Genomic DNA, 11,983 nt, shown 5'->3' with positions numbered 1-11,983 from the left:
CGGAAGAAAAAGGAAAATTAACCGAAATTCTCAATCAAGCCGCCAGGTGGCGCATCCCGGTGCAACGTGTCCCGCGACAACAGCTGGATGCGCTGGGTGAAGGTCACCAGGGCATTGCGCTGGAGGTCAGCGCTTACCCTTATGCCGATTACAGCGAGATTCTCAAACGCGCCAATCAACGCCAGGAATTGCCCCTGATTCTGCTGCTGGACATGCTGCAGAACCCGCAGAATTTGGGAACTTTACTGCGTACGGCCGAAGCGGTTGGCGCACATGGCATCATCATTCCTCCGCGGCGGGCTGCCGGCATTACCCCAGCCGTGGTTCACGCCTCAGCCGGTGCAACCGAACACCTTCTGGTAGCCCAGATGAATCTGGCGCAGGCCATTGATCTGCTTAAGTCAGCTGGTGTTTGGGTGGTTGGGCTGGCCGGCGAGGCAGCTCAACCGATTTCACACGCTCCGCTGGATGCGCCACTGGCGCTGGTGGTTGGCAATGAAGGCGAAGGAATGCGGAATCTGGTTGCGAAAAAGTGCGATATGCTGGTCAACCTGCCCATGCGCGGCAATATCGAATCGCTCAATGCAGCCGTGGCAGGTTCCATTGCCCTCTACCTCTCCTGGATGACCCGCCAGCAAAAGAAAACGGAGGCCGCTGCATGAATCCCCCGCCGGAGATTACCCCTCTAGAACTTTACAGCCAACTGCAGGAAAACCCCAACCTGCTTATTCTGGATATTCGCGAGCCGTACGAATGGACGCGGGCTTTTCTTCAGCATCCTGCCGTTTTAGCGCTTCCCATGTCCGAACTGGCAGCCCATGGGGTGGATGCCCTCCCGCCGCTGATCCGAGAGCCGCAGCAACCTCTGGTCATTTTATGCCACCATGGCGAGCGCAGCCGCGTTGTGGCCGCCTGGCTGCTGGCGCAAGGCTGGCAGCAGGTCTACAACCTCCGCGGCGGGATTGATGCCTATGCCCGTCAGGTAGACGGAAGTGTAGGAATATACTGATTTTCTGGTATCATTCCAGATTATTTTGCATCACGGACGACATGGAATGAAAAAAGGCATTTTATTAGCAATTTCGGCGTATGTTCTATGGGGTTTTTTCCCAATTTACTTCAAATGGCTGCACGGTGTACCTGCTCTACAAATCATGGCGCACCGCGTGGTGTGGTCGTTCATTTTTCTGGCGGCCTATCTTCTGTTCCGGCGCGAAATCAATCCGCTCATTCGTTCCCTTAATCGCCGCACCGTGTTGATTTACCTCGCTGCCGGCATCCTGCTGGCGATCAACTGGCTGACCTACGTCTGGGCGGTCAATCAGGGGAGGGTGGTCGAATCCAGTTTGGGGTACTTTATCAACCCGTTGGTCAGCGTTTCTCTGGGGGTAATTTTCCTGCGTGAACGATTGAGGCCGCTGCAATGGCTGCCGGTCGGTCTGGCAGCCGTGGGAGTGGCTTACCTGACCATCCGCTACGGCCAGTTGCCGTGGGTTGCACTGGTACTGGCGTTCAGTTTTGGTCTGTACGGCTTGCTCAAAAAAATTGCGCCGCTTGGGCCGCGCAGAGGGCTGGCATTGGAAACGGCTTTGATTTTCCCGCCCATGTTCGCCTACCTGCTGTTTGCCGAACTGCGCGGCGAAGGGACTTTCCTGCACACGCTGCCGATGACCAATCTGCTGCTAGTGCTGAGCGGGCTGGTGACCATCATCCCATTGCTATTATTCGCGGGCGGAGCGCAAAGCGTGCCCCTGACCATTATGGGGTTGCTGCAATATATCGCTCCCACATTGCAATTTCTGCTCGGCGTGCTGCTTTATCACGAACCATTCACCCTGTCCAGCGCAATCGGTTTTGGGTTCATCTGGCTGGCGCTGCTCATCTTCTCACTGGAAAGTTACCTTCACAATCAGCGTACATTGCATCCTCAGCCCGTACCGTAGATAACCGGGCAGCCGTTCAGCCGGCCTGACCACTCAATCGGCGCAGTTGATCCATCAAGTGTTCGGCATGGGTAACGCCGTGATTGACAAAGCGGGGTTTGCCGCTGGTATCCAGCAGGAAGGTGGTTGGTACACTCAACACACCCCAGCGTTTGGCAAGGTCAGCATGACGGGTAGCGTCCAATTCGATCACCTGCAAACGGTCACCCCACTCCGCCTGAACCCGCTGTAACGCCGGGCGTTGAATGGTGCGGCAGGGAGCGCAGTCTGGGGTAGTGAAATAAAGAATGACCGGCCTGCCGGGCTGCCAGCCAGGCAGGTATCTGCTCAAACCCGCCGTTCGGTGCAGAATGGTGCGGTTGACCAACAGGAAAAATCCAACCCCTGCACCGATCAGCAGACCAGCCCACAGGATGCGGCTAAGCACGTCGTCCATCAGTGCTGCCCCTCCCGGCGCGGACGCCAGCCAGCCGGAGTGCCCGGCGGTGGTGACTGGGAGAAGCCCGGCACCTGCAAGCGGTTGAGCCAGTAGTACACGGCGCACCCCACGCAAAAGCCCACAAACAGATTAAGCGATGCCAACGCAATCACCAGCCAGACCAATCCCCAGCCAATCAACGGTAAACCGCTCAGGAACAAGACCCCAGAAATCAGCAGCACCGCGCCGCCAAACCCTTGCGCGAAGGTATGCGGCTGGCGGTTGTCCATCAGCACATCCGGCTTAAGCCAGCCGCGCGGTTTGAGCAAAGCGGTATAAACCCAACCGAACGCCGGCCGTCCAAGTAGAGCAGCGCTCAGCATTGCCACACCTACCAGCCCCGCCAGCAGTGGCAGGTTGGTAATAAAGGAAATCAACAGCAAGAGGATGATCAGCGCTTGATTGGTTCGTAAAGCAGAATGATCAATGGGTTGTAGGGGTTTCATATCAGCCTCCGCAATGACCTAGGACGAGAATTAAAAAACTGCGCCGCTCCGTTGAGATGCAGAGGGCGCAGCCGCTGGTTGAATCGTGCCTGTGAAGAACTAACGCTGGCACACCACGGCGGGCAGCACCCCCCGCCGCATACACATGCAGGTATTGTTGAGTAAAATGACGTATGTGTCAGCGATCATATGCGATAATTTTAGTCTTATTTTTGATTTTTTACAAGCCCGACCGAGCAAATTCATTTTACAAAACCAGATCAATTCATTGCCGTGAAGTAGGGTAAAATAAAGCCTGTATTGATGACGCCCTGCCTGCCCGCCTTCGAGAATAGGCAGCGCAGGGTTTATCCCTGTATTCTTAAGGAATTTTGCCAGCCTTGTTTGAAATCATTTTTTTAGGCACATCTGCTTCAGCTCCTTCGGTACGCCGCAACCTGCCCGCACTGGTGGTCAAAAAAGACGAACACCGCTTTTTGATAGACTGCGGCGAAGGAACACAACGCCAGATCTTACAGTCCGGTATTGGCTTCAAAAATCTGAACCGCATCCTGCTCACCCACGGACACCTCGATCACATTCTCGGTCTGGCAGGCCTGATTTCCACCTTCATGCGGTGGGAATCGATTGACGAACTGGAAATCATCGGCACACGCAGCGCACTGGATCGCGTATATGACCTGGTTTACGGCGTTGTGCTGCGCGGCGCCGAGCCGCCCATGCCGCTGCACCTGCGCGTCGTACAGCCCGGCTTGATCTTCGAGGCTGAGGATTTCACCATCCAGGCTTTTTCGGTTTCTCACCGTGGCGCCGAAAGCCTTGGCTACCTGTTTGAAGAAAAAGGCCGCCGCCCCTTTCTGCCGGAAAAGGCCGAAGAACTCGGCATTCCCAACGGCCCTCTGCGCCGCGATCTGGTCACCGGTCAGGCAGTCACCCTTGAGGACGGACGCACCATTCTGCCGGAAATGGTGTTGGGTGAATTCCGCCCCGGTACACGGCTGGCCATCGTTGGAGATGTCGGCGATCCCGACAATTTGATTGAAATCGTTAGCGGGGTGGATGCGCTGGTCATCGAAGCTACTTATCTGGAAGAAGAAGCCGAGATGGCGCGCCATTTTGGCCACATGACCGCCCGCCGCTCGGCAGAACTGGCGCGGGAAGCCGAAGTACGCCAGCTGATTCTCACCCATGTTTCGCGCCGTTACCGCGAAAAAGATATTCTGGCTGAAGCCCAACCGGTCTTTGAAAATACGGTGGTTGCCCGCGATTTTGATGTCTTTCAAATTCGCCGCGCCAGCCCGTGACCGATTCAACCCGCGTACACACATCCACCCATGAGCAAGCGCGTCCCTCCCCTTACGGATGAAGGCTTCCATAAGTCCCACAAAGTGACGGCCGGGGCTTTGCTGATCTCAGGAGTTGGATTTTTACTGCTCGCTGTACTCCCCTACCCGGCTGCCCGCCAGCTGGGTGATTTGCTTGCCCGCGACGGCAGTCTCGAACTGCTCACCCCTGCCCTCTGGAAAGTCTTTCAGGGTGTGCTGGGTATCAGCGGCTTGCTGCTGAGCGGCTGCGCGGTGATCGCCCTGCGCTTCCCCTATCATTTTCGAATTGCCGCGGTCTGGTTGAAACAAACCCTTACCAATGCCTTTCAAAACCTGCCCGCCGATGCAAAACGCGGCCTGGACGAATCTTTTAATTCACTCCGCCAGCCAGAAATATGGCTGCCGGCTGCTGCTCTACTGGTCGTCGGGCTGGTCATAAGGGGGTTATTCGTCAACGTCCCCATGGAACATGACGAAGCCTACACCTTCAGCGTATTCGCTGTTCAACCCCTGCGGCTGGGATTGAGTGATTACCATTACCCCAACAATCACCTCTTCCACACCCTTCTCGTCCATCTTTCGTACCGCCTGTTCGGTGTTCAACCATGGACGGTGCGCCTACCGGCTTTGATAGCCGGGGCACTGCTCGCTCCGTTTGGTTATGGCCTGGCGCGGCGGCTCTATTCCCCTGCCGCTGGCTGGCTGGCCGGTTTGACCATTGCCCTGGCACCAGTGCTGGTGAGTTTCTCGGTAAATGCACGCGGTTATACCCTTCTGGCATTGTTCACCTTATGGAACGCCGGGCTGGCCGTGTACTTACTCCGTCAGGGAAATGCTTTTCACTGGCTGTTACTGGCTTTGTTCGGCGCGCTGGGGCTTTACACGGTGCCGGTGTTTGTTTATTCGTTAGCCATGCTTTATTTTTGGCTCTTTCTGGTTTGGGTGAGCGGTAAAGTTGACCGATCGCGGCGCTTTTCCTTTCCGCTGGCAGTTTTGCTGTGCGGGAGTCTCACGGTGCTGCTGGCGGGGCTGTTCTACCTGCCGGTCTTTCTCAATTCCGGAATTAAGTCGGTGGTCGCCAATCAATGGGTCGAGCCGGTTGCCCGCGAGTGGTTTCTGCCAACCCTTCAATCGCGCGTGACCGAAACCTGGCAGGAATGGACGCGTTTCGTCCATCCGGCGCTGGTAGGTTTATTCGGGCTGGGTTGGATGATTGGGTTGATCTTTCATTCCCGGCTCAGCCGATTGCCCATTCCCCTGCAGGCCGGTTTGGTCATCCTTCCGGTCATCGTATTCATTCAACGTCCCAACCCCTGGGCGCGCATCTGGCTTTTTTTAGTGCCGTTGATGCTGATTTGGGCAGCCGCAGGGCTAGCGTATCTTATTGAAACCGTTTCACACCTTTTCAAGAATCCTTCCCGAATAAGGAGCGGGCTGCTGGCCATGTTCTCGATAATTCTGCTGGCCGGTTCGGTGATATATATCGTGCAGCGCGCTCCGCTGGGTGAGCGGCGCTATGGAGGGGTTGAACAGTCGCTGCGTTTTATTCAGCCCCACCTCCAATCCGGCGATCTGGTGATCATTACCGCACCGGAAGACGCTCCCTTATGGTACTACTTTTACCAGTACAACCTGCCGCGCCAAATGCTACGCAGGGATATCCCCTTCCGGCGCGCATTTGTGCTGGTCAGCACTGCCCATCAGCAGACCCTCGAACAGGTCATCCGCGAGCGCGGCCCGGATTACGGCTTTTTCGATTTCTCCACCGCCCGCCGCTTAGCCAGTTTCGGTCACATGGACGTGTATCTGATCGAAGCCGACCACCAGGCAATTGAACGCTATTACGGAAGTGACCCGCCATGAACCCGCCAAATATTGACCGGCTGATTCGCAGCAAACGCAAAACCCTTGCGCTCATTATCCGTCCGGACGGCTCGCTGGAAGTGCGCGCTCCGCTGCACCTGCCCCAAAAGGATATTCTGGATTGGGTTGCCAGCAAAAGCAGCTGGATCGAGAAACACCGCCAGCAGGTTTTGCAGGTTCAGGCTGAAAAGGCAGGATCGCCGGCTCGCCCTTTTCAAAGTGGAGATCTGGTTTATGTGATGGGTAAAACCTATCCGCTGCGGGTCATCCAAACCCGAACCGAAACCCTGCGGCTGGAAACGACCCGGCTGGTGATGAGCAGCGACTTGCTGCCCAACGCCCATACGGTTCTGCAGCAGTTCTTAACCAATTTTCTCAATTTGACTCTTCCGCTCCGTGTAGCGAAATTTTCAGAACTTATTGGCAAAAAACCGGCTAAGGTACGCATCAACAAGGCGCGTACCCGCTGGGGCAGCTGCAGCAGCAACGGCAATATCGCGCTTAACTGGCGGCTGGTCATGGCGCCGCCGGAAATTCTGGATTACATTATCGTCCACGAACTGGCTCATTTAAAACATCCCAATCACAGCCGCGCCTTCTGGGCCGAAGTTGCTCGCATCCTGCCCGATTACAAAGCCCGCAAACAATGGCTCAGGCAATACGGCGCACGGCTGACGCTTGAGCGCATCAACGACCAGGCGTTGCCGCCCTATCCACCCGCCGCAAAATGATCTCATGTTCGGGGCGGTTTGGGGTGTGGCGGTAAATTAATCGTTGTTGGGATAAATCCAGGGACGCTTCCCCATCCGAAACCTGTACCTGACAACCGTTGGGGTATTGATAAGCCGGCACATACAATTCGGTCGGCGCACTCACTTGCGGGTCATGACGGAAGCGATAGCGGAACAGCCCGCTGCGGTAATCGAACTCCATCTGTAACGGCTCACCGGCTGTTCTCATGGCATAGGGACGCAGCAGCGCCGCCAACGCTCTTCCGCCGGAGTAAATATCCTCCGGATCGGTTTGCTGATCGCGGGAGAAAATGGACAAATCCTCATCGTTCCACAGGTCGCCGCGCAGATTGGTGTTATCCGGCGTGTAGTTCCAGATGGTGAAACTCATCAGATTGTCATCCATCGCTCGTAAACTGCGATCCAATGCTGCGATCTGCTGAGAATAGTCCCCGCTAAGATAAGCCTGCTTGCGATTCAGATCAAAGGCAATCCCAAATTCGCCGATCAGCACCGGTGCATTGCCCAAACACCGGCGCGCCTGTTCGCGGAAGTGAGCAATTTGCTCGGCAAACGACTTGCGGATGGCTTTGCGCCCGAATACCAGTCGTCCGCCGTTGCGCACATCCACCCCCAGCCACGGCACAAAGGACTTGAAGAATAATACAAAGGCATCATACCAGTGTGGCGCATAAACGATGTTCTGGACATCTCCCGGCCCCCAACACGGAACAGAATTGAATGCCTCCCCTTCCACGAAAATCAGCGCGTCCGGCTGCACCTGGCGGATTGCCCTGGCATAGCGGTTGATAAAGGGTTTAAGGTAATCATTGGCAAAATCCACTTCTTTCCCTTCGTAGCGGGTAAAGTATTCCGGTTGAAGTAAAACCGGTTTTCCGCTTCTGTCCACATCCCACACACCGTGCTGCCGCCAGATGCAGGTGTACCCTTCCCGCCACGCCGATAATCCGTTGGGGTTGACCAGCCTTCGCCCAACCCGGTGAATGCCGAAAACCCGCCGATCCATGATATCCACCCACTGCGGGTAACCGGCTCCCAGCAGCATGGACTGGAACGGCGTGGGCGTTTCACCGGTTTGAAGGACGCCTTCACGCCTGTCCAGCCGCTTCCAGCCGATATAGCCGTGAAGCGGCTCGTTGAAAACATCATAACCGACCACATTCGGCAGGTCGCACACCCGTTCGGCAAGCCGGGTAATCGCCTGAATGTAATGGCGCTGCAGATATTCCTGAACCGGCTCACCCTCAATTTTGGTCTGGGGGGCAAAGTGATTTCCGCCGAAGAAAAGCGTGAACATCGTCGCCGAAGCCAGTTTGCTGCTGTTGGAAGGCCAGACCATCTGAGGGAACGGATCACCATGTTGGGAATGGACGATGGCGGCGCCAGTTTCATGCAAATGGTGCAGGTCAAACCCCACCGCTTCCAGAGTCCAGCCCGGCGCTCCATCGCCGCCCGAAAAGCGGCTCCACACATCTTGATGCGGGTCAATGAACACGTGAATATCATATTCGGCTGCTTTTCGCAGAACCGCGCGAATGTAATCCAGATAGGCTTCATCATACTGACCCGGCCCGGCGTGTTCGATGGCTTCCCACGTGACCAGGAAACGCAGGAAAGTCAGGCCCCACGCCCGCAGCCGGCGGAAGTGTTCGTCAGCCTGCTCCAGCGGGAAGGGGCGCCCGACAAATGACACATGGCGGTGATCAAAAAACTGTTCACTGCGGTAGGTTGCACCGTCCGGGACGGCAGGTACTTTGCTGGAACCCGCCAGATTAACCCCCCGCAAAATCAGGGTACGCCCCTCTTCATCCTTGAAATATGGCCCCTCAACGCGCATGGTATGTCGTCATCTCCAAACAATAAACTTTATTAACGTCAATTCGGGATAAATCATTTTTACATCAACTTTCAAATTTTCATCCCCCTCCCGCCTCCCCCAAAATCGCAGTGGCGATTTTGGGGGAGGTGCAGGTGGGGGTCATTGGCATTGCATGCAACGTTTTTATCTTATCCCAAACTCACGTTGATTATTAATTTTACACAAAATTGTCCATAGGCTGAGGCTTACTTCATCTCACGCACATCCGGGTAGCGCAAGGCAACAAACAGCCCGTAGAACAACGAAACCAGCGCACCCACCCCTACCGAAAACGGAGCGCCCAACCAGTCCGCCACAAGACCGGCCTGTAATCCCCCCAGCCGCATGGTGACCTGAAAGGTCATGGTGTAAAAACTCATCACCCGTCCGCGCAGGTCATCCGGGGAAGCAATTTGCAACAGGGTGTTTGCCAGTGCGTTTTGCAGCACAAAGCAAAATCCTGTTCCCAGCATAATCACCACCGAAACCAGAAACGAACGTGAGAGCGCAAACCCCAGCAACAGAGCGGAAAAAGCCAGATTGCCAAAGGTCAACCAGCGCCCGCGCCGCGCCCCGGTTGGTAGAGAAGCCACCACCAGCGCCGCAATCACCGCACCGATGCCAACCGTCGTCAGTAAAATACCCAGCGGCAGGGCTTGCGGGGCCTGGCACTGGAACCAGCCACGCTGACCGTCACAGAAGAGCGAAATGACCGGTGCAGCGCTGGCGGCTAAAATCTCACCGCCAAAAACCGGCATCAGCGTATTGAACGGCATGGAGAGAAAGGCGCTGACCGCCACCAGACTGATCAACACCCCAATCGAACGATTGGAAAAAACAAAACGCATCCCCTCCACCATGTGGCGCAGCGTACCGCTCTGTTGATGGAGCAAGTGCGAGGAATCGGGCAGGTTGCGCATCAGTAACAGGCTGGCAATCACCGCCAGAAAAGTTGCCGCATTGAGGAAAAAGGCGATCGCCTCGCCGGTTGCAGCCACGACCATCCCCGCCAGGGCAGGGCCGAGCGCGCGCGCCAGGTTGAACATGGCCGAGTTCAGACCAATCGCATTGGTCAAGTCCTCTTTTCCCTCCACCAGATCCACCGTAAACGCCTGGCGGGCTGGCAGGTCAATGGCGGTCAGCGCGCCGAAAAGAAAAGAGAGCAGGTAGACATGCCAGATCTCCACCATGCCCAGAAAGGTCAACAACGCCAGCGCAATTGCCTGAATCATCATCCCCATTTGGGCAAACAGAACCACCTTTTGTTTGGGGTAGCGGTCTGCCAGCGAGCCGGCCCAAAATGATAGCGGAATGACTGGAATCAGACCAACAAAACTGACAATTCCCAATGCCGCCGCTGAACCGGTCAACCGATAAACCAGCACCTGTTGCGCCATGGTTTGCATCCAGGTGCCAATCAGGGAAATGGTTTGTCCAATGAACCAGACGCGGTAATTGCGGTGACGCAGGGCACGGAATGTTCCCCGACCAATTACAGATGCCCTCCCGCCGCTGGATGGTAGGGATTTAATCGTCATTACAGGGATGATGATGCAGATAGGGTGAGATATGCCGATTATACACCCGCTTCCAATTCCCCAAACGGGCGGTGATATAATCCCAACAAAGATGTTAAGACGCCGTTATCAACGCATTTTGTGGTTCTTTGGCAGGGTTCTACTGCACCTGATCTGGTGGGACATCTTCCTGCCATTTATCGGATTGGGCAGATGGTCAGGCCGCAGCCGCGCCCGGCGGCTGCAACGGATTGCTGCCCGCTTTCGGCGGTTGGCGATTGATCTAGGTGGTGTGATGATCAAGGTCGGGCAATGGCTGTCCTCGCGATTAGACATTCTGCCGCCGGAAATCACCGGCGAACTATCCGGCTTGCAGGATGAAGTGGCAGCCGAGCCGTTTGAGGCTATTCGCAGCGTCATCGAAAGCGAATTTGAACGCCCGTTAGAAAGTCTGTTTGCTTACTTTGAGCCAACACCCGTGGCGGCTGCCTCTATTGGACAGGTACACCGTGCCAGCCTCTTCTCCACGGATGGTGAAGAAACTCCCCTGCCGGTGGTGGTCAAGGTTCAGCGTCCGAACATTGAAGCGATTGTGGAGGTGGATCTAAAAGCCCTGCGGATGGTTGGCCGCTGGGTAAATTTATACCCGCCCGTGCGCCGACGTGCCAACGTCCCCGCCCTGCTGGAAGAATTCAGCCGCACCCTTTTGGAAGAAATTGACTACCTGCACGAAGCCAAAAATGCCGAAGTTTTCCGTGCCAACTTTGCGGATGATCCGGAGATTCTCGTCCCACAGATCCACTGGAATTACACCACCCGCCGCGTCCTGACACTGGAGGAAGTCGGCGGCATCAAGATCACCGACAAGGAAGCCATGCTCGCCGCCGGTATTGAGCCGACTGAGGTAGCCAGACGTTTATTCGATGCCTACCTCAAGCAGATATTGGACGATCATTTTTTTCACGCCGACCCGCACCCGGGTAATCTTTTTGTTCACCCCCTCCCGTCAAATGAAGAGGAAGAAACCCCCGGCTGGAAACTGGTCTTTGTGGATTTTGGCATGGCCGGTGAAGTCACGCCAACCATTCTCGCAGGCATTCGCGAGATGATTATTGCGGTTGGGCAGCGGGATGCCGATCGGGTAATCAAGGCTTATCAGATCATGGGTGTTTTACTGCCCGGCGCCGATCTGGAATTACTTCGTCAGGCAAATCAGCGCGCTTTTGATCGGTTTTGGGGCAAATCCACCAGTGAATTGGTTGCCCTCAGCACAAGCGAGGCTATGGCCTTCATTGCCGAGTTTCGCGAATTGATTTATGATGCTCCCTTCCAGCTCCCGGATAATCTGATCCTTCTGGGGCGCTGTCTGTCGATTTTGAGCGGCATCTGTACCGGGCTGGATGAAAACTTTAACGTATGGGTCAGCATTATCCCCTACGCCCAGCGGCTGATTGCCGAGGAGGGCGGGAGAGGATTGCGCGGTTGGGTGCTGGAAGCTGGCGATACCCTGCGCACGCTGGTCAACCTGCCGCGCCGCGCCGATACGCTGCTCACCCGTTTGGAGCAGGGGCGTTTGGAATTCCGCAGCCCGGAATTGAAACAGCAAATCAGCCGGGTTGAAAAGGCTCTGCGCCGGCTTACAGCCAGCCTGTTCTTTGCCGTTTTTTTGTTCAGCGCGGTGCAGTTGTACCTTGCCGATCAGACCATTCTGGCAGTCGGCTTTGTTGCCGCTGCGCTGCTCAGTCTGATTGTGCCTTTGTTCCTGCCTTAAATTTCTGAAATCAACCCTCTCGATTGGAGT

The 11,983-nt window shown here is 55.9% G+C and carries 11 protein-coding genes; 7 read left to right on the top strand and 4 right to left on the bottom strand.

Annotated elements, in window-relative coordinates; genetic code table 11:
- The 3 genes from rlmB to rarD form a co-directional block, all read left to right on the top strand.
- A partial coding sequence (gene rlmB / locus ACWIZX_RS01740; RefSeq protein WP_448334629.1) for a 23S rRNA (guanosine(2251)-2'-O)-methyltransferase RlmB occupies positions 1-662 on the top strand: 662 nt, incomplete at its 5' end.
- Entirely contained in the window at positions 659-1,009 is a 351-nt protein-coding gene (locus ACWIZX_RS01735) for a rhodanese-like domain-containing protein (protein WP_448334628.1), read from the top strand. The genes rlmB and ACWIZX_RS01735, both read left to right, overlap by 4 nt.
- A 46-nt stretch (positions 1,010-1,055) precedes the next feature.
- The gene (gene rarD / locus ACWIZX_RS01730) at positions 1,056-1,943 is read left to right on the top strand and encodes an EamA family transporter RarD (RefSeq protein ID WP_322791834.1); all 888 of its coding nucleotides are present in this window, start codon (positions 1,056-1,058) and stop codon (positions 1,941-1,943) included.
- 16 nt (positions 1,944-1,959) lie between these two features.
- On the opposite strand, the gene ACWIZX_RS01725 is transcribed toward rarD, so the two are convergent.
- Both ACWIZX_RS01725 and ACWIZX_RS01720 read right to left on the bottom strand, forming a co-directional pair.
- Positions 1,960-2,379, bottom strand: a complete 420-nt coding sequence (locus tag ACWIZX_RS01725; protein WP_448334627.1) for a thioredoxin family protein — start codon at positions 2,377-2,379, stop codon at positions 1,960-1,962.
- A complete protein-coding gene (locus ACWIZX_RS01720) occupies positions 2,379-2,867 on the bottom strand; it encodes a DUF4395 domain-containing protein (protein WP_448334626.1) in 489 nt (162 codons plus the stop codon). Before ACWIZX_RS01720 ends, ACWIZX_RS01725 begins: the two co-directional genes overlap by 1 nt.
- Positions 2,868-3,247: 380 nt before the next feature.
- On the opposite strand from ACWIZX_RS01720, the gene ACWIZX_RS01715 reads away from it, so the two are divergent.
- The 3 genes from ACWIZX_RS01715 to ACWIZX_RS01705 are packed head-to-tail and all read left to right on the top strand — an operon-like array spanning position 3,248 to position 6,786.
- A complete protein-coding gene (locus ACWIZX_RS01715; protein WP_448334625.1) occupies positions 3,248-4,171 on the top strand; it encodes a ribonuclease Z in 924 nt (307 codons plus the stop codon).
- A 30-nt stretch (positions 4,172-4,201) separates the two neighbouring features.
- Positions 4,202-6,055, top strand: a complete 1,854-nt coding sequence (locus tag ACWIZX_RS01710; protein ID WP_448334624.1) for a glycosyltransferase family 39 protein — start codon at positions 4,202-4,204, stop codon at positions 6,053-6,055.
- Positions 6,052-6,786, top strand: a complete 735-nt coding sequence (locus ACWIZX_RS01705; protein ID WP_322792808.1) for a M48 family metallopeptidase — start codon at positions 6,052-6,054, stop codon at positions 6,784-6,786. The genes ACWIZX_RS01710 and ACWIZX_RS01705 overlap by 4 nt, the downstream gene beginning before the upstream one ends.
- On the opposite strand, the gene ACWIZX_RS01700 is transcribed toward ACWIZX_RS01705, so the two are convergent.
- Both ACWIZX_RS01700 and ACWIZX_RS01695 read right to left on the bottom strand, forming a co-directional pair.
- A complete protein-coding gene (locus ACWIZX_RS01700; RefSeq protein ID WP_448334623.1) occupies positions 6,743-8,644 on the bottom strand; it encodes a cellulase family glycosylhydrolase in 1,902 nt (633 codons plus the stop codon). The two genes, ACWIZX_RS01705 and ACWIZX_RS01700, sit on opposite strands and share 44 nt — an antisense overlap.
- Before the next feature lie 227 nt (positions 8,645-8,871).
- On the bottom strand, positions 8,872-10,203 hold the full coding sequence (locus tag ACWIZX_RS01695) for an MFS transporter (protein WP_448334622.1): 1,332 nt from the start codon (positions 10,201-10,203) through the stop codon (positions 8,872-8,874).
- A 91-nt stretch (positions 10,204-10,294) separates the two neighbouring features.
- On the opposite strand from ACWIZX_RS01695, the gene ACWIZX_RS01690 reads away from it, so the two are divergent.
- The gene (locus ACWIZX_RS01690; RefSeq protein ID WP_448334621.1) at positions 10,295-11,953 is read left to right on the top strand and encodes an ABC1 kinase family protein; all 1,659 of its coding nucleotides are present in this window, start codon (positions 10,295-10,297) and stop codon (positions 11,951-11,953) included.
- Positions 11,954-11,983: the final 30 nt, after the last annotated feature.

It is taken from the genome of Bellilinea sp. (assembly GCF_053501535.1).
Note: the sequence above shows the minus strand (reverse complement) of the source record. Positions and strands in the feature narration are given on the sequence as shown.